This is a genomic window from Mucilaginibacter daejeonensis (genome assembly GCF_020783335.1).
GTDB classification, from domain to species: domain Bacteria; phylum Bacteroidota; class Bacteroidia; order Sphingobacteriales; family Sphingobacteriaceae; genus Mucilaginibacter; species Mucilaginibacter daejeonensis.
Genome location: NZ_CP086068.1, coordinates 3218582 through 3240601, shown reverse-complemented (window position 1 = coordinate 3240601; position 22020 = coordinate 3218582). Strand labels below are relative to the sequence as shown.

Below are 22020 nucleotides of genomic sequence, written 5' to 3'. Positions count from 1 at the left end.
GTAAAATGTTTTGGCAAATTACGGGGACCGATCAAAGCTGACGAGCTTATTACTCTTTATAGAAGAACCACTTCACCAGTTCGCCATAGCTGGCTTTTTTGCCGTACATCAATATACCTACACGGTAAATGCGCGAGGCCACCCAGGTAGTGAAGAGGAAGCCTATCACCATGAGGCTCATGGACAGTGCCAATTGCCAACCAGGTACATCAAAAGGCAAGCGCACCATCATAGCCACCGGTGCCGTGAATGGCACTACCGATAGCCAGAACGCCAAGCTGCTATCAGGTGCCTGAGCCAAAAAGCTTACGGATAAAATGTAAGTGAACAGTAACGGCATTGTGATCGGGAACATGAACTGTTGGGTCTCGGTCTCACTGTCTACCGCCGAGCCTACGGCTGCAAATAAAGCACTGTAAAGCAAAAAGCCGCTCAGGAAGTAGAACAGAAAGCAAACTATCATATAGCCGAACGGGATAGTCTTTAAGCTGGCTAAGATGCCCAGCATAGGGCTTTGCGGCGAGTTAAAGTACTCCTTTGCCAAATAGCTCACCGCCACCGTTAGCCCGATCCACAGCAGGAACTGCGTAAGGCTTACCAACGCCACGCCAATGATCTTGCCCAGCATAAGTTGGAATGGCTTTACCGACGATACGATCACCTCGATGATGCGGTTGGTCTTTTCCTCGATCACACCGCGCATCACCTGGGCACCGTAAATAAAGAGCGACATATAGATCAGTATAGCGCCGGCCACGCCTGCACCATAAGCAGCGCCAATGCTTGATTCCGATTCGCCTTTATCGGTCAGTTCTTTGGCTGATACCGATATGTTAGTGCGAATGTGATTTAGTTTGGCCGTATCTATACCTGCCTCGATCATGCTGTTGTTGGTAGCGATGAGGTTCATCTGCTTCTCGATCTCGGCGTTGATCATGATGTTTGGCTTTTTGGCCGATAGCAATTGAACATTGCTCTTAGTTATCACATCTGCCGGGATGATCAGCAACATATCGTTCGCGTGACTTTTCAACCCGCTTTTTTCCTTGGCAAGTGGTGCATTGGCGTCCACAAAATGAATGTTCTTTTTGTCAACGAACTTCTTGGCATAGGCGCCGCTCTCGTCGACTATGCGTACGGTGCGGGTCTCAGTAAGTTCGGAATTGTTTTTGCCTACCAGGTACATGATGCCGTACATGGCCAGTATAAGGGTGGGCACCAGCAAGGTGGTGATCACGAAAGCTTTTTTGCGTACCCTCGAGAGGTACTCGCGTTGTATGATGAGTAAAACTTTGTTCATGGCTATCCTTTCTGATTCACGTTCTGAATAAATATCTCGTTAACACTCGGTATCACTTCCTGCAGGTGGCTTATCGATGCGCGGGGGATCAGGTACTGCAGCACATCATTAGCCGTGGTACCATCATTCAATCTAAGGCGCAGGCTGTTCTTTTCCTCATCAGTACCTGAGGCCAGTACCGTAAAAGGTTGCGAACCGTCAAAGTTCAGTTGCTGACCGCTGTACTCGATCAGGTAGGTATTGTCGCGATATGAATTGCGGATGTCTTTCACGCGGCCGTCCAGTATCTTATGTGAGCGGTGGATGAGTGCGATAGAGTTACATAGCTCCTCGACCGATTCCATACGGTGGGTCGAAAAAAGGATAGTTGCGCCTTTACGGTTCAGCTCCAAGATCTCGTTCTTGATCACCTCAGCGTTCACCGGGTCAAAGCCACTAAATGGCTCATCTAAAATGATCAGGTCAGGCTCGTGCAGTACGGTGGCCACGAACTGAGCTTTTTGCTGCATGCCTTTCGACAGCTCCTCTACCTTTTTATTCCACCAATCCTGTATCTCCAGTTTCTCGAACCAGTATTTGATGCGGCGGGTGGCCTCGGCCTTGCTCAGGCCTTTTAAGCGCGCCAAGTAAACGATCTGCTCGCCAATGGCCATCTTTTTGTAGAGACCGCGTTCTTCAGGCATGTAGCCGATGCGCTCGATATGACCTTGGTTGAGTTTTTCACCGGCAAAATATACTTCGCCCGAGTCGGGCGCGGTGATCTGGTTAATGATACGGATGAGCGAGGTCTTCCCGGCGCCATTGGGCCCAAGCAGGCCAAATATTTGTCCGCCGGTAACCTCAAGGCTCACATCGTCTAACGCGCGGTGACCGGCGTATTGTTTAACAATGTTGCGAATGCTAAGCATGGGTAATAGGGTAGGGTCAGTAAATTATGATTTGAATGTTAGATGAATGCTTGTTCAGTATGTTACAAGTATCTCTAAAGTTCTTACAAAGATCATTAGCTTGGGTCGAAGTGTGTGGTGACAATGCCTGCGGCGACCGAATTTCCTGGGTGTCATTAGGAGCGTCGGCGTTTAAATATAACAAAAAAAGCCTGAGAACACGAGGTACTCAGGCTTTGATCTATTTTCACTTTTTTACTTATGCGATCTTGATTGTACTATTCAAAGTACTCTTTCATCCGTTCGAAAAAGCTTTTCTCGTTCTTACCCGGGTTAGGTTTGAAGTTAGGCGAGTTCTGCAATTTCTCCAACAGGTCGCGCTCCTCACGGCTCAGGGCCTTAGGCGTCCATATGTTAATGTGGATCAGCTGGTCGCCACGGTGGTATGAGTTCACTTCGGGCACACCTTTGCCTTTTAAGCGCAGGATCTTGCCGCTTTGCGTTCCGGCATCGATCTTGATCTTGGCCTTACCATCAATGGTAGGTACCTCAACGCTTGTGCCTAAAGCGGCATCCACAAAGTTGATGTGCATATCATAGATCACATTGTTGCCATCGCGTTTAAGGGTCTCGTGCGGTATCTCCTCGATCAGGATGATCAGATCACCCGGTACGCCGCCCCTTGGCGCAGCGTTACCTTTACCGCCCATGCTCAATTGCATACCTTCGGCCACACCGGCAGGTATATTGATGGTGATGGTCTCTTCACCACGGATCACACCATCGCCATGGCAATGGTTACATTTCGAGGTGATGGTCTGTCCTTCACCATTACAGGTAGGGCAGGTGCTGGTGGTTTGCATCTGGCCTAATATGGTGTTGGTCACACGGCGTACCGCTCCTGAGCCACCACAGGTCTTACAAGTGCTTACTGAGTTCTTGTCTTTAGCGCCAGAGCCGTCACAAGTGGTACAAGGAACTTGCTTGTTCACTTTGATCTTCTTCTCAACGCCATTAGCGATCTCTTCGAGTGTCAAGCGAACTTTGATGCGCAGGTTGCTACCGCGGGCCACCCTGCGGCCACCTTGCTGACGACCACCGCCGCCACCGCCAAAAAAGCTTTCGAACGGACTACCGCCACCGCCAAATATATCGCCGAACTGGCTGAATATGTCGTCCATATTCATGCCGCCTGCACCGCCGTAACCACCACTTGCCGATCCGGCATTTGCCGCATGGCCGAACTGATCGTAACGTTGGCGCTTGTCAGGCTTGCTCAAAACCTCGTAAGCCTCGGCAGCCTCTTTAAAGCTTTCCTCAGCGGCTTTATCGCCCGGGTTCTTATCCGGGTGATATTTGATGGCCATCTTACGGTAGGCTTTCTTGATATCGTCCTCGCTGGCCCCGCGCTGTACGCCCAATACGTCGTAATAATCTCTCTTTGCCATTTTTATTAGGGGGTTATTATGTTATTGGGTCATTGAGTTGGTGGTTAGCTTCGCAGCTATCCGCAACCCGCATAACTAATAACTATTTTGATCTGTATTATGCGCCTACTACAACTTTAGCAAAACGAACTACCTTGTCATTCAGGTAGTAGCCTTTCTCCAGCTCATCAACTACTTTGCCTTTAAGGTCATCAGTAGGAGCAGGGATGTTGGTGATCGCTTCATGTATATCGGCATCAAAGGCAGTACCTTTGGCTTCCATCTCTTTCAAGCCTTTTTGGGTCAGGATGTTCTTTAGTTTTGACTGTACTAATGTCACACCTTCTTTAACGGCAGCAACATCCTGCGCGGTCTCCATCGCTTTAATGGCACGTTCAAAATCATCCAACACAGGCAGTAACGATACGATGACCTCTTTACCGGCGGTTTGCAACAGTTCTACACGCTCCTTAGATGTGCGGCGTTTAAAATTGTCGAATTCGGCATACAGGCGCAGGTATTTATCGTTGGCCTGGGCCAGGTCTTCCTTCAATTTGCTTTCAGGCGATACCTTTACTTCCTCTGCACCGGCATTCAATTCATCGGCCAAAGGGTTCTCGGCGTCAGTATCAGGGTTAACGGCTTCGTTGTTCATGTCGTTCACCTCCTCGGTCTGAGGTGTTTCCTGCTTCTTATTTTTATTAAACATGTCGTTAAAGTTCATGATGATACTGCAAAACAAGTACCTTGCCATTGCCGCAATGCGGTCAGGCTGTCAGTACATTCTCAAAAAATAGGCTGTTTTGTCGTGTAGATGTCGCAGATGGCAGTTTTGAGTGGCAGTAGCAGCGATTGTATGGTCACGACTGCCGCTGCAACTCAAGACTGCTGCTAACTAAGCTATCTGCACGTCCTCCAACACCTTGCCCGATTCGCATTTGATAATGCGTGAAGGGAAGGCGCGGATGATATGGTAATCATGTGTGGCGATCAGGACTGCCGTACCGCCCTGGCTGATCTGTTTCAATAGCATCACTATCTCTTCAGATGTGTCGGGGTCCAAGTTACCGGTAGGCTCATCGGCCAAAATGATCTCTGGGTCGTTCAGCAACGCACGGGCGATCACCACCCGTTGTTGCTCACCACCCGAAAGTTCATGAGGCATCTTTTTGATCTTTGAGCGCAGGCCTACTTTTTCCAACACATCACGGATACGCTCTGCTATCAATTGTTTATCTTTCCAGCCGGTAGCCTTCATCACAAAAAGAAGGTTCTGCTCAATGGTACGATCGGTCAGTAACTGAAAATCCTGGAAAACGATGCCCAGCTTGCGGCGCAGGTAGGGGATATCCTTGCTGGCCAGTTTCTTGAGGTCATAACCGCCCGCATGGCCTTCACCATTGGCGATGTTGAGGTCACCGTAGATCACTTTAAGCAAGCTACTTTTACCGGATCCTGTTTGGCCGATCAGCCAAACAAAATCCCCCTTATCGATATGTAAGTTCACATCTGACAGAACGAGGTGTTTTTGTTGAAAAATGTCAACATTCCGCAGTTTTATGATGCTATTTCCTATCATTTGTGCTTATAATTCAAGTTTCAGGATCTGGCCGAACGGAAGCTCCTGTACCAGTTTCATGATGTGTTCGGCATGCTCGCCAAGACCAATCTTATCTAAAGATTTTTCAGGACGATCCACCCTGAAGTAGGCCAATAAGGTGAACTGCTCGTCGCGCAATTGCACGTAATCGGGTATCTTGGCAACGCCTTTTACTTTGATGATATACATCCCTTTCAAAAGTACGTAAAATTAAAGATCTGCCAAGAAACGCATCGTATCAATTCCGTCGGCGTATTCCCATAGCGCCGGGCACTGGCTTTGGCCAAAGCTTACCACTTGGTTATTCGCCTGCAGGTCAGCGTTGGTAACGATACACTGGATCTGATCGCTTTGCTCGGCAAGCTTTTGTTCCAGCTCAGCGATGCTCTCGTATTCCTCATAAAACAATACCGCGAGCGGAGAGGTCATGCGCTCGTCTTCCTTCACCAGCAAAAAGCCGTTGTCGAAGTGTTTGTCGCGATTGACGAGGTATATCGACTTGTTGTAATCGTAGTTATTATGGTATTTATGATGTTGAGATACCGAGTAATGATCCTGTATCGACTCAAAAAAGAACGTCAGGTCATATCCCTTTGGCACGAAAAGCTTGGATACGTTGCGGCAGCCTAAGCCATAATAGTCAAATACATCGTAGCCTAACTGGAAAAGATCTTCCCGGGTATCAGTGCCAGTAAGCACAGCCATGCTATTGCGGTTCTTACGGATGATGTTAGGCACCTTACCAAAATAGTACTCAAAATAGCGTGAGGTATTATTACTTCCGGTCGCAATGATGGCATCAAAACCTTCCAGGCGTTCTACTATTTGGTAACGTTGTGCGATCTCGGGCTCTATGTCGGTCGCCAATTTCAAAAGGTAAGTGATCAGCCTGGCGTCTTGTGAAGAGGCTTTGATCAGGGCGATGTTGCCACTCATGAGCACGCACAACACATCATGAAAGCCAACTAAGGGGATATTGCCGGCCAGTATTAGTCCGACCTTCTTTGGAGCATGGTCGGTAAATTGATAGGCGGAGAGCCATTGTTCAAGGTTGCCCTTACTAAGCTGGGCGGACAGGGCGTCAAGTGCCTTTTGCACGCTTTCCGGTGTGAACCAGGCGTTGTGGTTCTTCTCCGTGATCACCAGCTGTTGCAGGGGCCCATCAGGCTGGCTTAGCCGGGCGCCCAACTCGGTAAATACTTGAATTAAATATGATGTGGTCAATTTTGACATAGATAAGATACCGGTATGGAAACCCTAAATTGATTTTTTTGTTATATTTGTAAGCTTTTTAAGAAGGCAAAGTTAATCAGAATAATAAGATCTTAACGATACAGATATAATATGGCTATAATAATCACAGATGAATGCATCAACTGCGGAGCTTGTGAGCCTGAATGCCCAAACAATGCGATCTATGATGCAGGTGCTTCGTGGCGTTTTTCAGATGGTACCGAATTAAAAGGAGTTATCGATTTTGGCGATGGCAATACCCTGAACGCTGATGAGGCTCAGGCCGCCATTTCAGACGATATCTATTATATCGTTCCTGACAAGTGTACAGAATGTGTTGGTTTCCACGATGAACCTCAGTGTGCTGCCGTTTGCCCGGTTGATTGCTGTGTGGACGATGAGAACGTTCGTGAGACCGAAGAAGAGTTATTGGCTAAAAAAGGTTGGTTACACGCCGAAGGTTGATCAATGATCTTCATCAAAATATTTAAAGGGACACTTATCGGTGTCCCTTTTTTGTTATCCTAAGGAGTTATACATTAGCAGCATGGAACACGGCATAGCACAGTTGGCTATCATACCTATACGCGGTGAGGCGGCTCACCGTTATGAACAGGTCTCCCAATTATTATTTGGGGAGACCTACCGGATCATCGAGTGGTTGGACGAGTGGGTAAAGATCGCGACCGACCAGGACGATTACGAAGGCTACGTTAGCAGAGGACAGGTCACTACCCTTAGCGCTGATGATCACACAGCGTTACTACAGGCCGCACCTGTGTTGACCCACGCCCCGATCACAGTGGCTCGCAGGTGTTCAGATGGTAGCGATATGCTGTTGCCGGCCGGATGTACTTTACCGTTCTTTGAGAACGGCACCAGCCGTATCGATAACGAGGTTTTCGAGATTCCTGAACTTGTAGAGCGGAGTGAAGATCTGATCGCTACCGCGAAGACCTTCCTGAATACCTTTTACTTGTGGGGGGGCCGTACGCATTTTGGCATCGACTGCTCAGGCTTCGCGCAGAACGTGTTCAAGCAGCATGGCATCAAGATCAGGCGTGATGCCTATCAGCAAGCCGAGCAAGGCACCACGGTCGACTTTTTGCCCGAAGCCAAAGCTGGCGACCTTGCTTTTTTTGATAACGAGCAGGGCCGCATCACTCATGTGGGTATCATGATGGATAATGAGCATATCATCCATGCATCAGGTCGTGTGAAGATCGACCGGGTGGATGGACAGGGTATTTACTCTGAAGAATTGAAGAAGCATACGCACAAACTGCGCATCATCAAACGGTACTTTTAAGCCGGCCGCTTATACCGCTACCGCACCTTTGATGTGTGGCCACGGGTCGTAGTTCTCCAGGGTGAAGTCCTCGTATTTAAAGGCGAAGATGTCCTTTACCTCTGGGTTGATACGCATGGTAGGCAACGGGCGCGGCTCGCGGCTCAGCTGCAAATTCACCTGCTCAATATGGTTATTGTAGATATGTGCATCACCAAAGGTGTGAATGAAGTCTCCATACTCCAAATCGCATACCTGGGCCAGCATCATGGTGAGCAGGGCATAGGATGCGATATTGAACGGTACACCTAAAAATATATCGGCGCTACGCTGGTATAGCTGGCACGAGAGTTTACCTCTTGTTTCTCCCTTTGAGGCATCGGCAGGCGCCACATAGAACTGGAACAAGCTGTGGCAGGGTGGCAGTGCCATCTGGTCAACATCGGCTACGTTCCAGGCCGATACCATGATGCGGCGAGAGTCGGGGTTATTCTTTAATTGTTTGACAACCTGGCTGATCTGGTCGATATGGCGGCCATCAGGTGTTGGCCAAGAGCGCCATTGGTAGCCGTACACAGGGCCCAGGTCACCATTCTCGTCGGCCCACTCATCCCAAATACGTACACCGTTATCCTTCAGGTATTTGATGTTGGTATCGCCACTCAGGAACCAGATCAGTTCATGAATGATCGACCTCAAGTGCAGTTTTTTGGTGGTCACCAGCGGGAAACCTTGCTGCAGATCAAAGCGCATCTGGTAGCCAAAAACGCTGATAGTGCCGGTACCGGTACGATCGTGCTTTTGGGCGCCGGTCTCCAACACATGGCGCATGAGGTCGTGGTATTGCTTCATAGAATGATACAAGCCGTATGGCTGACCATGTGGTCAAAAAAGCTTGCGGGTACAAATAAAATGAATCATTTTTGGTTTTCCTACCAATGTGCAAAAAATGGCATGTTGTATACAATGATATGATCGTATTTCCGAATGCCAAGATCAACCTGGGCCTGCACATCACCGAGCGCCGTGCCGATGGTTACCATAACCTTGAGACCGTTTTCTACCCCCTCAAACTACAGGATGCTTTGGAAGTGATCCCGGCCGAAACCATGAGCTTTACCTCATCTGGCATCGATATACCCGGTAGTGCAGATAACAACCTGTGTTTGAAAGCTTATCACTTGCTTGCGCAAGACCATCGGCTACCAAAAGTGGCCATCCATCTGCATAAACACATTCCGATAGGAGCCGGGTTAGGCGGCGGATCGTCTGACGCGGCGTTCTTTATCAAGTTGATGAACGGTCAGTTCACCTTAGGACTTAGCGCAGACGACATGGAGGATTACGCCCGCCGTTTAGGTGCCGATTGCGCGTTCTTTATTCGTAACCAGCCTACCTTGGCGTATGGTATCGGTGATCAGTTCGAACAGGTGGAAGTTGACCTATCGGCTTATAAGATCGTATTGGTGATGCCGCCCGTGCATGTTTCTACCGCTGAGGCATATGGCGGTATCAGGCCGCAGCCGGCGCCGGTGGCTTTAAAAGAGCTGATCACCAAACCGGTAGCTACCTGGAAAGACACTTTAAAGAATGACTTTGAGGACCACATCTTTAAAGCTTACCCGGTGATCGCACAAGCTAAGCAAGAATTGTATGATGCCGGTGCGGTTTACGCTTGCATGAGCGGGAGCGGGGCGTCGGTTTTTGGGCTGTTCGAGGGGGAGATACCTGATCTGCCAAATTTGCAAAAGAGCTGCAAATTGTACTACAACGTGTAGCTAATGGCGCTGACCGGGTAACTGCAGGTGTTACATTTGCTGTTACATTTCATGTTTTAGTGTTACAGATTCTGTTACATTTTAGCTTCTTGTTAGTTTTTCTTGAAAAAGTTGGGTTTTTGCGAATTTCGTAATGCTGAAAAATGGGGAAATTTGGGGAATTCTGTTACATCGTTGTAACACCTGTAACGATCCTTCCGGACGAAAACCGGAACACCTCGCCGACCACCAACCAGATTTTTTGATAATAATAATTGTATGAACGACACTTATTATTATCTTGCCCCTATATAAACCGAATAAGATCTTCATGAATACCGGAAAATGTTGGACAGCGGCGCTATCGCTGATCCTTTTGGCATCCTCGTGTGTGGTAAAAAGTAAGATGGTGCCGCCCCGCGAAAGGGATATGGGCGCCTACCTAATGGTGTATTTCAAGGATGATACGCACGGCCTTTACATGGCCTTGAGTAAGGATGGCCGCAGCTTCACCGATGTCAATAACGCCAAACCCATCATCGCTGGCGATACCATTGCCGAGCAAAAAGGTATACGTGATCCATATATCTTTCGCGGTCCTGACAATTGGTTCTACATGGCGCTTACCGACCTGCACATTTTTGCACAAAAGGAAGGTTACCGCAACACGCAATGGGAACGCGATGGCAAGGCTTATGGCTGGGGCAACAACCGTGGACTGGTGCTTATGCGCTCACGCGACCTGCTCAACTGGAGCCATACCGTGCTGAGGGTGGACCAGGCGTTCCCGCAATTGGCCGACATTGGTTGTGCCTGGGCCCCTGAGATGATCTGGGATGATCACGTCAAAAAGACCATGCTATACTTCACCATGCGTTTTGGCGCCGGTAAGGAAAAGGTATATTATACCTATATGAACGATGCCTTCACCAAGATGGAAACGCTGCCGAAGGTGCTGTTCGAGTACCCCAATGGCGTGCCTTACATCGATGCCGATATCACCAAGGTGGGTAACAAATATCACATGTTCTACGCCTCGCACGATGGTACTTCGGGCGTTAAACAGGCCGTGTCCGACTCGGTGAATACCGGCTACGTGTACGATGCCAAATGGTACGATCCTGAGCCCGTGGGTTGCGAGGCGCCTACCGTTTACAAGCTCATCGGCCAAAATAAGTGGGTGCTCATTTATGATATCTATCGCATCAACCCGCACAACTTTGGTTTTAGCGAGACCTCAGACTTTGTAAATTTTACCAACCTGGGCCGTTTTAACGAAGGAGTGATGCGGTCTACCAATTTCTCGGTGCCCAAGCATCCGGCCGTGATCCAGGTGACCGCTAAAGAAGCGCAGCGCCTGGCTAATAAGTATGGCTTGAACATGAAATTTTAAATGATACTGATCATGATGAAAGCGATCAAATTATCCCTTGCCTGCATGTTGGCATTCATGGGTACCCATACAGCCGTGGTAGGCGCGCCCGATTCGGTCTACTTATTCTCATATGCTACGCTCAAAAATGGAGCACACAACGGTCTGCAATTTGCCTGGAGCCTCGACAAGCAGCACTGGGTGAACGTGGCCAATGGCTATGGGTTCGTCAAAAGCGACTACGGGCGCTGGGGTTCGCAAAAGCGGATGTTCGATCCCTACCTGCTACAAGGTGCCGATGGCCTTTGGCACCTTGTGTTCAGCGTGAATGATACCGATAACGCCTTTGCGTATGCTTCGTCGGCCGATCTGGTTCACTGGCAGCCTCAGGCGTATCCTTTTCTTCCTAAAGGACACACCTTTGCTAAGCCGGTCGTGACGTACAATGCCTCAAAGAAGCAGTACCATATCACGTATTTAAATGCCGATAAGCAATACTATCAGATCAATAGTACTGATAACCGTAACTATTCTGCCCCCAAAGCGGTGCCGGCTGTTATCAGTACTAATATCACCATCCAAATCAACAATGAAGCCCAAAGCGGCCAGTTACACCGGGTAGCCTGGAGCGTGGTAGAAAAGCTGGATCATGCTTATCAGGCCAATGAGTATCGCCAAAACTTATATAGTGAGAACGCCGGGCAGGACGCTCAGCGCTTTAAGGACCTGAAGCCGCTAACCGCCAAGATCACCCTGCACCCGCAGCGCGCCAAAACGATCAGTGATATGCTCATGGGCGTTTTTTTCGAGGATCTGAACTATGCTGCTGACGGTGGCCTTTATGCCGAACTGATCCAGAATCGCGACTTTGAATATACGCCAAGCGATAAGGAAGGACGTGACCGTACCTGGACCAGCACCCACTCGTGGAACATGAAAGGTAATGGCGCCACCCTCACTATAGATAGCGTTGCTCCTGTACATGCTAATAACCCGCATTACGGCGTGCTTAAAGTGACCGACTCGGGTGCCGCACTGATTAACAGCGGCTATGATGGCATAGCGGTAAAGCAGGGGCAGTACTATGATCTGTCGGTAATGGGTCATGTGCTGAACGGCAAGCCGCAAAAGGTACAAGCGCGATTGGTTGACCCGGCCGGTAAGGTGCTGGCCACCTCGGTGATCTACATGGGTGTGGGTAAATGGACCTCATACGCCGTGGCCTTAAAGCCTGATGCCGACTGTGCGCAGGCATCCCTGGAGCTTAAGCCAATGGTTGCGGGAGAACTGGCGTTGGATATGGTATCGCTGTTTCCGCGTAACACATTCAAAGGACATAAGAACGGCTTACGGGCAGATCTGGCACAGACCGTGGCCGACATTCATCCCCGTTTTGTTCGTTTCCCGGGTGGTTGCGTGGCGCATGGCGATGGACTGGCCAACATTTACCGCTGGAAGAACAGCATCGGCGCATTGGAGAGCCGTAAGCCGCAGCGTAACCTTTGGGGGTATCATCAAAGCGTTGGTTTAGGGTACTTTGAATACTTCCAGTTCTGTGAGGACATTGGTGCACAGCCCGTGCCCGTATTGGCCGCGGGTGTATCCTGCCAAAATTCCGCTACTGGTGGTGCAGGTCAGCAAGGTGGCATACCTATGGACCAAATGGACGAGTACATACAGGACGTGATCGACCTGGTGGAATACGCCAACGGACCGGTCACCTCGAAATGGGGCAAGCTGCGTGCGCAGGCCGGTCACCCCAAGCCGTTCAACCTTAAATATGTAGGTATCGGTAACGAGGATCTGATCAGCGAGGTTTTCGAACAGCGGTTCGCTATGATCTACAAGGCCATGCAAAAGGCGCACCCCGAGATCACCGTGATCGGTACGGTAGGGCCATTTTCGGAAGGATCGGACTATGAGAAAGGGTGGGAGATAGCCGACCGCCTGAAGGTGCCGATGGTGGACGAGCATTATTACCAGCCGCCAGGTTGGTTCATTCAAAATCAGGACTTTTATGATAGCTATGACCGCAGCCGCTCGAAAGTGTACCTGGGCGAATATGCGGCACATTTACCTGGCCGCCCCAGCAACATAGAGGTAGCGCTGACCGAGGCGTTGTACCTGACAAGTTTGGAGCGTAACGGTGATGTGGTGAGCATGGCCTCGTACGCACCCTTGTTGGCTAAAGAGAAACATACGCAATGGACGCCCGACCTCATCTACTTTAATAATACCGAAGTGAAGCCTACGGTGAACTACTATGTGCAGCAATTGTACGGGCAAAACGCAGGCGATATATATTTACCATCGTCCATCGTATTATCTGACCAACGCGACGCGGTGAGCAAACGCGTAGCCACATCGGTAGTGGTGGATAGCCGCAACAAATACCTGATCATTAAAATGGTGAACCTGTTGCCGGTGTCGGTACATTCGACGTTAGAGATGCCTGATGTAACGCTCGCCAATACTACCGCCGCCATGACCGTGCTGCAGGGTGAGCCTACCGACAAAGGCGCGAGGCCCGTCAGTTCTACCATTGCCTTGAACAATGCATCTGAAGTAGAACTGCCTGCTTACTCGTTCACGGTACTAAAGATGAAGATCAAATAAGCAAAAAGGGTCGCCACATGGCGACCCTTTTTGCTTACACTGATGTGGCAAGCCGGATGACGGCTCGCTGGACCGTACGTTTAAAGAATGTTTTGCAGCTCGCTGAACTTATCGATGTAGGCCAGTGGCTCACCGGTTGTGGTGCCAAAGCCATAAGTGGCAAATATGATAGGTACGCCTGCTTTGGTGGCGCTGTCATGATCGCCCTGGGTATCGCCCACATAAACAGGTGCTTTCAGCTCGTGATCGTTCACCACATCTAATATGTTCTGGTATTTGGGCTGCCCTTTGGTACCATAGCATTGGTGACCCATAAAAACGTCTTCCAGGTCGTTCAACCGAAGGAACGTCTCAATGTAGCCGTTCTGGCAGTTGCTCACCACAAAAAGCTTGTAACGGTCTTTCAGGTAGCTCAGGGTTTCTTTCAGGTCGGGATAAAGCTCACCGCCTTTTGTATTCAATACTTCCAGCTCGTGGCGGGCGCAGATAGACTTGATCGTGTTGCGCTTTTCCTCGTTAAGGTAAGGGAAAAGCTTATCAAAAATAGCATCGTAAGCCATGCCGGTGATCGATCGTACGGTTTGCTGGGTAATATCTTCCTTAACAAAATCTACCTCCTGCTTGGCTTGCTGCCAGGCCTGCGCCACGTTCGCGGTCGAATCCCAAAGCGTGCCGTCGAGGTCAAATATGATGCTGTCGAACCTGTTCTTAAGGTCGGGTTGGTTGGTCGTCTCCATTGGGGGCAAAAGTAGTGGTTTTAGCGTCGAGGCATCAGCATAACGTAATAAAACTGACGGTAAGGCAACAAAGCCCCACTTGCGCTGTTACCATTCACTCGTATATTGAGCAATTCAACATTTATCCATGCGTCACGGTATAGTAGGTTTAGCGATCGTTCTGGTAGTAGTAAGTTTATTGTTAGACCTGTATGTGCAGCAAGGCATCCGTACTCTGCTGTCGTCGGCCAGTAAAGGCACTCGTAAGGTAGTGATCACGGTATACTGGGCTATACAAGTACTGATCGTGATACTAATGACGGTAGGGATGATGCGTTCCTCCAAACCACCCGGCATGACGCCTTTTAACCAATGGGTGCTCAGCATTTTTATCACGTTGCTGGTCAGCAAAGTGTTCTTTGTACTGGTGCTCTTTCCGGCCGATATCTACCGCCTGGTGGTGGGGCTGGTCAATGCTATAGGCAAAAAGCCCGGCACTGGCAGCTATGTGCCTGCAAGGCGCAGGTTCGTGGGTGAGGCCGCTGTTTTGGCTGCTTCGGTGCCTTTTACGTCCTTCATGTATGCCATGTTCAAGGGTAAGTACGACTACAAGGTACACCGCCAAACCTTTTACTTTGATGATCTGCCGGCCGCCTTTGATGGTTTTACCATCACGCAATTATCAGATATTCATTCGGGAAGCTTTGATAACGTGGATGCCATTCAGCGCGGTATCGACCTGGCCAACGCCCAACGATCGGACCTTTTCGTGTTCACGGGCGACCTTGTCAATAACGTGGCATCAGAGATAGAGCCTTACATCGATCGTTTTAAGCAGTTGAAGGCCCCTTACGGGCAGTTCTCTATTTTGGGTAATCATGATTATGGGGATTACATTCGCTGGCCGGGAGGCGAACAACAAAAGGCCGCCAACCTGAAAAAATTGAAGCAGCACCATGCAGAGCTGGACTACCGATTGTTGCTGGATGAGCATGTGACCCTTGAAAAGAACGGTCAAAAGATCATACTGGCAGGTGTACAGAACTGGGGCCGCGACTTCATCCAGATCGGCGACCTGGATAAGGCGCTGGACGGTGTAGCTAAGGATGACTTCACGATACTACTATCACACGACCCCACCCATTGGGAAGAAAAGGTACGTTACCACGATAAGCTGGTTCACCTGACCCTATCGGGCCATACCCATGGTGCACAATTTGGTGTGGAGACCGCCAAGTTCCGCTGGAGCCCGGTGAAGAACCGTTACCTGGACTGGGCCGGCCCCATGGAAGAGAACCGCCGCAACTTATACGTGAACCGTGGCTTTGGCTTCCTGGCTTTTTCCGGCCGATTAGGCATCTGGCCTGAGATCACCGTGATCGAGCTAAGGAAGAGGATAGCGTGAGTGAGTTGGGTAAAGGTAAGTGGTTGATTAAGTTGAGTGGTTGAGCGGATGAATAGTTGAATAATTTGATCAGTTGGAATGGGTTGAATGGTTGGCGTTGAATAGGAGACCGATCGCTGCCTAAATCGATAAATGCGGACTACTTAACTATTCAAGTTAGTTAACTTTTTAACCATTCAACTACTCAAGCACTCAACCATTCAACTTACTAAGACCATTCAACCAATAAACTACCTCACTTCTTCTCGTAGATCAGGAAATGTTGCATAGGGAGGTCCTTGCGGTCCTCGACAAAGAAGAAGCCATTGGCAGTAAGTTCTTTGGTGATCTGTGCAGCGGTCGTTTTGTGCAGAGCCTTGATGGGCACTTCCGGGTCTTCGGCGCGGTATTCAAGCATCACGATCTTGCCGTGGGGGCGCAGTGCCTTGTATAAGGCTTGCAGGTACTCGTGAGGGTATTCTAATTCGTGGTATACGTCAACCATCAGGGCCAGATCTACGCTGCTATCGGGCAGGTTGGGAGCCTTTTCCATGCCTTTCACTACATCCACATTAAATTGCTTCAGGGTTTGGGCGCGTTGCTTCAGATTGGTTAGCACATCGTCTTCCAGTTCAATGGCGTATACCTTTTTCACCTTGGGTGATATGCGGAAGGTATAGAAGCCGGTGCCTGCCCCAATGTCGGCCACGATGCTGGTCTTGGTCACGGGCAGGTTCTTTACCGCCAGTTCAACGTTCTCTTCTTGGTTGCGGGTATCACGCTCGAGCCAGCCAGCACCCGTAAAGCCCATTACCTGTGCTATCTCGCGGCCTTTATACACCTTGCCAATGCCATTTACAGCCGGCTTTTTGTAGGTGTAAATGCTGTCCTTCTTTTGTTGTGACGCGCTATCGTCGCTCTTTTTAGCAGGCGACGTGCAGCAGCAAAACAAGATGATACCCGGTAACAGGCAGGTCCGTAAGTTGAACATAGTAGGTATGGTATGTGTGTTATGCAATGCTAAATTACCGTATTTGTTTTGAAATACTCAAGCATGCTCCACAAAACCACTTGTGGTGTTCACTTTTTGAAAGTGCAATTACGAAAGTTCACCAGGCAGTAGCTCAGCCCAAAGGCGAGCCCTAATTTGATGATGTTAGCTAAAATGATGGTCATGGTAAAAAGTGATAATGACCCACACTCAGGACCAAAAGCCCTGACATTGGATCTGGTTACGGCTAAAACCTTGTTTACGTAAAAGCTTGCGCAGCTCCACCACCATGGTGTTGTTACCCACGATGTAAAATATTGTGTCGTGCAAGCTGTAAGAGCGTTCGAGCAACCACTCGGTAAGGCTGTGATGGCCATAGATGTCATTACGGGCGATGGGTTGCAGCGGCGAGCGCAGGTATTCCTTGAACAGGCCGCGGTCGTGCTCGTTGCCCATTAGTACCGCGCCGGTAAAGCGCGTCTGTGGCATGGTGAGTTGCTGCATGGCCAACAGGTGACCCAGGCTGCTCTCATCGCCCAGGCAGATCACTGATGACGTAGGCGAGGGCATTTGGCGGGTAGAGTTGGTGCCCAGGTAACTAATGCTATCGCCGGTGTTCAACTGCTGCGCCCATTTACTGCCAGGGCCCTGGTGGGCCGCATCAATGAACAGGGTGCAGGTGTGCGTTTCGGCGTCCCAGCCGGTGGGAGTATAGTCGCGATAGGTAAGGTCGGCCACCTTGCATTTGATGTAAGGTACCTCTTTCCAATCTTCCATAGCGGTTTGCGGTAGATGCAGGTCGATCTCAATCATGGTAGATGGTTGCCATTTGCGTACCTCAAGCACGCGGCCGGTCTTTAACAAGCGGTTCTCGATCAGGTGAGCGGCTTTTTTCTTGATCCGGTGTAGTGTATCAGTGTTCATATGTTGATCAGGTTCTGATGGTACAAATGAACGGTAAATAGTGCTGCCCCGAAATGGCCGCATTCAGGTATAAATTGGACGATCCGCGGTAACCTTGATCTTACCGGCTACTGGCCGAAGCGCGGAAGGCCAGTGGGGTAGTGCCGGCGAGCTTTTTGAAAATGCGGGAAAAGTAGGTATGGTCATCGTACCCTAACTGGTGGGCGATCTCTTTAACGTTGTACTGGCTGTAGTAAAGCAATCGTTTGGCCTCCAGCATCACCTCGTGCATGATCCAGTACGATACCGGGAAACCGGTCACCTTTTTAACGGCCTCGTTCAGGTACGCTTCGCTGATATTGAGCATTTCGGCGTAGGCCAGCGGGCGTTTCTCGGTCTTGTAGTGCAGGGCCAGTAATTGCTTTAATTCATTGGCGATCTGTACCGGGCGGGTATGTTTGCGGTTATCGCTGTTCTGGCTTTCATAACCGCAGGCGGCCATTCCTAAAAAGGAATTGAGTAACGACCGCAGGATATCGTGGTAAAAAACAGAGTCGGTGTTCTGCACAAAATGTTCGTGCATAATGGTGATCAGATCCTGGAAGCGTTTGTATTGCACATCGTCCAGAATGTAGGGCTGCTGTAATAGCAGGCGCGTCTCGTATATGCTGCGGTATTCTGATGGGACCAGTGCGGTATCTATAGCGATGAACCAGGCCGATATCTTGTTATTATCCAAGCGGTGATGAACCTGGCCGGGAAGCACATAGTAGATGGAACGGGCCCGGATGGTGACTTCCTCAAAATCGACCATCATGGAGCTTTCGCCCTCTTCGGCTAGAAAAAAGATATAATGGTCATCGCGATGCACGCCCAGCGAACGTACGTCCTTTTCCAGGTGGGCCGAACTGGTATGCCGTATCTCTATACCGGTAGTGCTGGCCCAGTCGGCAAATTTATGGATAGGGATATCTTTCATAACTCAGCACTATAACCCATCCAAACCCTCCCCGGGGTGGGGAGGGTTTGATGATCTGATGGGTAGTTCTTTAGGTCACCCCTCTCGGGGGAGATATAGAGGGGCTACGCCGTGTAGCCTAATATTTTCAGTACCTGTTTACTGTTCTGCTCTTCGCCAAATACCTCAAAGTTGAAGGTCTCGTCTCGGTTGCGGCGGATCAGCACGTGCTTAGGTGAAGGAAGCAAGCAGTGGTGTATACCACCATAACCGCTCAGTACCTCCTGGTAGGCGCCGGTATTAAAGAATCCCAGGTATTGTACCTTACGTGTTTTTGGCATGTAAACGCTGTTCATGTGCGCTTCCTGGTTATAGTAGTCCTGACCATCGCAGGTGATACCGCCAAGGTTCACGCGCTCATACTCTGCATCCCAGTTGTTGATCGGCAGCAGGATGTATTTTTGGTTCAGCGCCCAAACGTCGGGCAGGTTAGTGATGAACGATCCGTCCAGCATCAACCATTTCTCACGGTCGTTCTGTTGCTTGCGGCCTAATACTTTGTACAGGATGCCTGACGCTTCGGCACAAGTATATTTACCAAATTCAGTGATGATATCTGGTTCCTCTACCTCGTGCTCGGCGCATATCTCTTTGATACGGCTCACGATCTCGTTGATCATGTACTCGTAATCAAAGTCAAATACCAGCGAATCTTTGAAAGGCATACCGCCACCGATATCCAGCGTGTCCAGATCAGGGTTGATCTTTTTGAACTTGCAGTACAGGGTCACGTATTTCTCTAACTCGTTCCAGTAGTATGGCGTGTCAGATATGCCCGAGTTGATGAAGAAGTGCAGCAACTTCACCTTAAAGTTCGGGTTCTTCTCGATCTTGTTATAATACAGATCGATCACATCTTCCATACGGATGCCCAAACGTGAGGTGTAGAACTGTGAGTCGGGCTGCTCCTCAGAGGCGATACGGATACCCAGGTTACAAGGCGTATCCAGCTCGATCTCGTCATCGTAAATGTTGAACTCCTCTTTGTTGTCCAATACCGGGATGATGTTGCTGAAACCATCGTGCAGCATATCAACGATGTATTGCTTGTACTGGTAGGTCTTGAAACCGTTACAGATCACGGTAATGTCCTTGGTCACCACGCCCTTTTTCTCCAAAGCATCGATCATCGGCATGTCAAAGGCCGACGAGGTCTCGAGGTGGATGCCATTTTTCAGGGCTTCCTCCACCACGTGCTTAAAGTGCGAGCTCTTGGTACAATAACAATATTTATAGCTTCCGCGATAATTGTTCTTGATGATGGCTTGCTGGAACATCAGCTTGGCCTGCTGTATCTTTTTAGAGATGATGGGCACATAGGTGAACCTCAAAGGCGTACCATATGTCTCGATCATCTCCATCAGGTTGAGGTCATGAAAATACAATTCGTCGTCAATGATCTCGAAACCTTCTTGCGGGAAACCCACACTCAGGTCTAAAAACTCCTGGTAGCTTTGCATCCTTTATCTATCGATCTATTTTTCGCAAAAATGAATTATTTTTTTGACAATGATCCGCACTTGCTATACAAAAATCATCGCCGAAATGTAATTGTTTTTGCACAGCCGTTGGGTCACTTACATAGGTAAAGAATGATACGTGATAATTGTTTAAGATACAGTGCTTTGTGCTGATGGCCAACGTTCGAAAGAGTTAAGCTAATGAGCTGTATTCTTCACATTGGATCGAACCACCGGGATGCAGCAAAAGGTCGGTTGGTCCGGTTGACCTACTGAGATGTATATCCAATGGTGTATTGGTGCTGATCATTGATCGTTTTTAAGATGATCAGGAAGTAGGATGCCTGATCTTTGGAGGCCTGAATATTCCTCATTGTGTTTAACTTGCCTTATCGATAAACCCTAACCTGGATGGAAGATATGATCACGACCGAACGATTGATCTTAAGAGAACTGGTACCTGATGATGGAGAGGGCATGTTCCAGCTTGATGCTGATCCGCTGGTGCATACCTACCTGGGGCAGCGTCCTATCTCCACCAGGCAACAAGCTCTTGATACGATCACCTATATCAGGCAACAGTATGTTGACAACGGCATTGGCAGGTGGGGCGTTGAGGAAAAAGACTCAGGGCGATTTGTGGTTTGGGCCGGCCTTAAATACATCACCGAGCCGGTGAACGGTCATGTTAATTACCACGACCTTGGTTACAGGCTACTCAGGGATCACTGGGGCAAGGGCTATGCAAGTGAGGCCGCCTATGCGTGGGTGGATCATGCGTTCAACAAAATGAAGCTGCCTGCCTTATATGGCATGGCCAACGTAAACAACGTGGCATCGATCAAGATCTTGGAGCGGGTAGGATTGATAAGAACTAATACCTTTTGCCTGGATAACGAGGCACATCATTGGTTCGAATTAAAGAATGACCAATGCACACCAAAAAACTGATATATCCTCAATCTATGCGAGGTTTGATCAGGTAGCGATCGGTCAAAGCTCTTTACGCATCTTACTAAAGAACTCTGGCGTTACGCCAATGTATGAGGCGATCTGCTTTTGAGGCAGGTGGTAGATCAGGGTTGGGTAGCGCTCACAAAAGCGGGCGTAACGTTCGGAAGCGGGCAGGCTCAGGTTGTCGATCAGGCGCTGCTGGTAGGCCACCAACGATCGCTCGGCCAGTATGCGGAAGAACTTTTCGAACTTGGGTACCAACCGGTACAGCTCCTCTTGCTGGGCTTTTGGCAGCAGCAGCATCTCGGTATCTTCGAGTGCCTGTATGTTCAATATGCCTGTTTTTTGGGTCAGCAAACTGTACATATCGGCCATCCACCAATCGCGCGGGGCAAAACTTAATACGTGCTCTATTCCGTTATGGTCAACGGTGTAACCTCGCAAACAACCGGATGTAACAAAGGCCGTATGCTTACAAATATCACCTGTACTTAGCCAGTATTCTTTCCTCTTAAGGGTTTTTGGACGCAACATGCCCGTAAATATGTCCTTTTCGGCTTGGGTAAGGTCAATGTGTTTGCTTACGTTGTGTATGATGATATCGGCCTGCGCTTCCATCCGGCAAAACTAATAATAAGGGTTATCATTTAAAATTTCGCAATAGTTAAGATTGGTAGCGGTAACGGCATGCGAATTGCCTTGTGAAGGCGACATCTAACTGCTTATAACCTATGAATAATAAGATACTGATCGTTGATGATGATCTGCTGAGCCTGAGGGTAACCAGCGTATTGTTACGCTCAAAGGGTTACGAAATTCAAACCATCGATAATTGCACCGGCGTGTTTGACGCGATCGCGAATTTTCAGCCCGGATTGATCATTTTAGACGCTCAGCTGCCTGACGGCGACGGACGTGTGATCTGTGACCAGCTCAAGACCTCTGACCTGACCCAACACATCGGTATCATTATCTGTTCAGGTTTGAGCGATCTGGAGGTCTGCTATGAGCAGCAAGGACCGCCGGACCTGGTACTTCAAAAGCCGTTCGACATTAACTTGTTCTTGCATAAAATTAGTGAGATGCTGCCGGTGGCGGCTTAACGTTAAGTTAA

General features: G+C 49.2%; 22 protein-coding genes. 8 read left to right on the top strand and 14 right to left on the bottom strand.

Going from position 1 to position 22020, the window contains the following annotated elements; translation table 11 throughout:
- Positions 1 to 49: 49 nt before the first annotated feature.
- The 7 genes from LLH06_RS13790 to LLH06_RS13760 form a co-directional block, all read right to left on the bottom strand.
- Entirely contained in the window at positions 50 to 1300 is a 1251-nt protein-coding gene (locus LLH06_RS13790; protein WP_228169873.1) for an ABC transporter permease, read from the bottom strand.
- Between the two features lie 2 nt (positions 1301 to 1302).
- Complete coding sequence (locus tag LLH06_RS13785) at positions 1303 to 2208, bottom strand: ABC transporter ATP-binding protein (RefSeq protein WP_228169872.1); 906 nt, start codon at positions 2206 to 2208, stop codon at positions 1303 to 1305.
- Between the two features lie 257 nt (positions 2209 to 2465).
- Entirely contained in the window at positions 2466 to 3635 is a 1170-nt protein-coding gene (gene dnaJ / locus LLH06_RS13780; protein ID WP_228169871.1) for a molecular chaperone DnaJ, read from the bottom strand.
- Between the two features lie 97 nt (positions 3636 to 3732).
- Positions 3733 to 4323 carry a nucleotide exchange factor GrpE gene (locus tag LLH06_RS13775; RefSeq protein WP_228169870.1) on the bottom strand — a complete coding sequence of 197 codons (591 nt, stop codon included), beginning with the start codon at positions 4321 to 4323 and terminating at the stop codon, positions 3733 to 3735.
- A 186-nt stretch (positions 4324 to 4509) separates the two neighbouring features.
- Positions 4510 to 5193 (bottom strand): cell division ATP-binding protein FtsE, encoded by a 684-nt coding sequence (locus LLH06_RS13770; RefSeq protein WP_228169869.1) that lies wholly within the window; start codon positions 5191 to 5193, stop codon positions 4510 to 4512.
- 6 nt (positions 5194 to 5199) lie between these two features.
- Entirely contained in the window at positions 5200 to 5403 is a 204-nt protein-coding gene (locus LLH06_RS13765; protein ID WP_228169868.1) for a fructose-6-phosphate aldolase, read from the bottom strand.
- 21 nt (positions 5404 to 5424) lie between these two features.
- Positions 5425 to 6447: an acyl-CoA reductase gene (locus LLH06_RS13760; RefSeq protein ID WP_228169867.1), complete on the bottom strand. Its 1023-nt coding sequence runs from the start codon at positions 6445 to 6447 to the stop codon at positions 5425 to 5427.
- Between the two features lie 111 nt (positions 6448 to 6558).
- On the opposite strand from LLH06_RS13760, the gene LLH06_RS13755 reads away from it, so the two are divergent.
- Positions 6559 to 6912, top strand: coding sequence for a 4Fe-4S dicluster domain-containing protein (locus LLH06_RS13755; protein ID WP_228169866.1), 354 nt, complete (start codon positions 6559 to 6561; stop codon positions 6910 to 6912).
- An 82-nt stretch (positions 6913 to 6994) separates the two neighbouring features.
- Positions 6995 to 7756: a C40 family peptidase gene (locus tag LLH06_RS13750; RefSeq protein ID WP_228169865.1), complete on the top strand. Its 762-nt coding sequence runs from the start codon at positions 6995 to 6997 to the stop codon at positions 7754 to 7756.
- Positions 7757 to 7765: 9 nt separating this feature from the next.
- Here LLH06_RS13750 and LLH06_RS13745 read toward each other — a convergent pair whose 3' ends face one another.
- Positions 7766 to 8587 carry a thymidylate synthase gene (locus LLH06_RS13745; RefSeq protein ID WP_317206678.1) on the bottom strand — a complete coding sequence of 274 codons (822 nt, stop codon included), beginning with the start codon at positions 8585 to 8587 and terminating at the stop codon, positions 7766 to 7768.
- A 119-nt stretch (positions 8588 to 8706) separates the two neighbouring features.
- Between LLH06_RS13745 and ispE the strand changes: the two genes are divergently transcribed.
- From ispE to LLH06_RS13730, 3 genes are all read left to right on the top strand, one after another.
- The gene (gene ispE / locus LLH06_RS13740; protein ID WP_228169863.1) at positions 8707 to 9513 is read left to right on the top strand and encodes a 4-(cytidine 5'-diphospho)-2-C-methyl-D-erythritol kinase; all 807 of its coding nucleotides are present in this window, start codon (positions 8707 to 8709) and stop codon (positions 9511 to 9513) included.
- A gap of 310 nt (positions 9514 to 9823) precedes the next feature.
- Complete coding sequence (locus LLH06_RS13735; RefSeq protein WP_228169862.1) at positions 9824 to 10885, top strand: glycoside hydrolase family 43 protein; 1062 nt, start codon at positions 9824 to 9826, stop codon at positions 10883 to 10885.
- Between the two features lie 12 nt (positions 10886 to 10897).
- Positions 10898 to 13480 (top strand): alpha-L-arabinofuranosidase C-terminal domain-containing protein, encoded by a 2583-nt coding sequence (locus LLH06_RS13730; protein WP_228169861.1) that lies wholly within the window; start codon positions 10898 to 10900, stop codon positions 13478 to 13480.
- 80 nt (positions 13481 to 13560) lie between these two features.
- Here the strand turns inward: LLH06_RS13730 and LLH06_RS13725 are convergent, their stop codons facing one another.
- A complete protein-coding gene (locus tag LLH06_RS13725; RefSeq protein ID WP_228169860.1) occupies positions 13561 to 14217 on the bottom strand; it encodes an HAD family hydrolase in 657 nt (218 codons plus the stop codon).
- A gap of 127 nt (positions 14218 to 14344) precedes the next feature.
- Between LLH06_RS13725 and LLH06_RS13720 the strand changes: the two genes are divergently transcribed.
- Entirely contained in the window at positions 14345 to 15601 is a 1257-nt protein-coding gene (locus tag LLH06_RS13720) for a metallophosphoesterase (protein WP_228169859.1), read from the top strand.
- 235 nt (positions 15602 to 15836) lie between these two features.
- On the opposite strand, the gene LLH06_RS13715 is transcribed toward LLH06_RS13720, so the two are convergent.
- The 4 genes from LLH06_RS13715 to LLH06_RS13700 all read right to left on the bottom strand — a co-directional run bounded on the left by LLH06_RS13715 (position 15837) and on the right by LLH06_RS13700 (position 19952).
- Positions 15837 to 16571 (bottom strand): class I SAM-dependent methyltransferase, encoded by a 735-nt coding sequence (locus tag LLH06_RS13715; protein ID WP_228169858.1) that lies wholly within the window; start codon positions 16569 to 16571, stop codon positions 15837 to 15839.
- 210 nt (positions 16572 to 16781) lie between these two features.
- Entirely contained in the window at positions 16782 to 17495 is a 714-nt protein-coding gene (locus tag LLH06_RS13710; RefSeq protein ID WP_228169857.1) for an SIP domain-containing protein, read from the bottom strand.
- Positions 17496 to 17595: 100 nt separating this feature from the next.
- The gene (locus LLH06_RS13705) at positions 17596 to 18453 is read right to left on the bottom strand and encodes a helix-turn-helix domain-containing protein (RefSeq protein ID WP_228169856.1); all 858 of its coding nucleotides are present in this window, start codon (positions 18451 to 18453) and stop codon (positions 17596 to 17598) included.
- Positions 18454 to 18557: 104 nt separating this feature from the next.
- Positions 18558 to 19952, bottom strand: a complete 1395-nt coding sequence (locus LLH06_RS13700) for an arginine decarboxylase (protein WP_228169855.1) — start codon at positions 19950 to 19952, stop codon at positions 18558 to 18560.
- Between the two features lie 411 nt (positions 19953 to 20363).
- Here LLH06_RS13700 and LLH06_RS13695 point away from each other — a divergent pair, with 411 nt between their 5' ends.
- Entirely contained in the window at positions 20364 to 20903 is a 540-nt protein-coding gene (locus LLH06_RS13695) for a GNAT family N-acetyltransferase (RefSeq protein ID WP_228169854.1), read from the top strand.
- Between the two features lie 42 nt (positions 20904 to 20945).
- On the opposite strand, the gene LLH06_RS13690 is transcribed toward LLH06_RS13695, so the two are convergent.
- Positions 20946 to 21524 (bottom strand): Crp/Fnr family transcriptional regulator, encoded by a 579-nt coding sequence (locus LLH06_RS13690; protein ID WP_228169853.1) that lies wholly within the window; start codon positions 21522 to 21524, stop codon positions 20946 to 20948.
- A 113-nt stretch (positions 21525 to 21637) separates the two neighbouring features.
- On the opposite strand from LLH06_RS13690, the gene LLH06_RS13685 reads away from it, so the two are divergent.
- Positions 21638 to 22009, top strand: a complete 372-nt coding sequence (locus LLH06_RS13685; RefSeq protein ID WP_228169852.1) for a response regulator — start codon at positions 21638 to 21640, stop codon at positions 22007 to 22009.
- Positions 22010 to 22020: the final 11 nt, after the last annotated feature.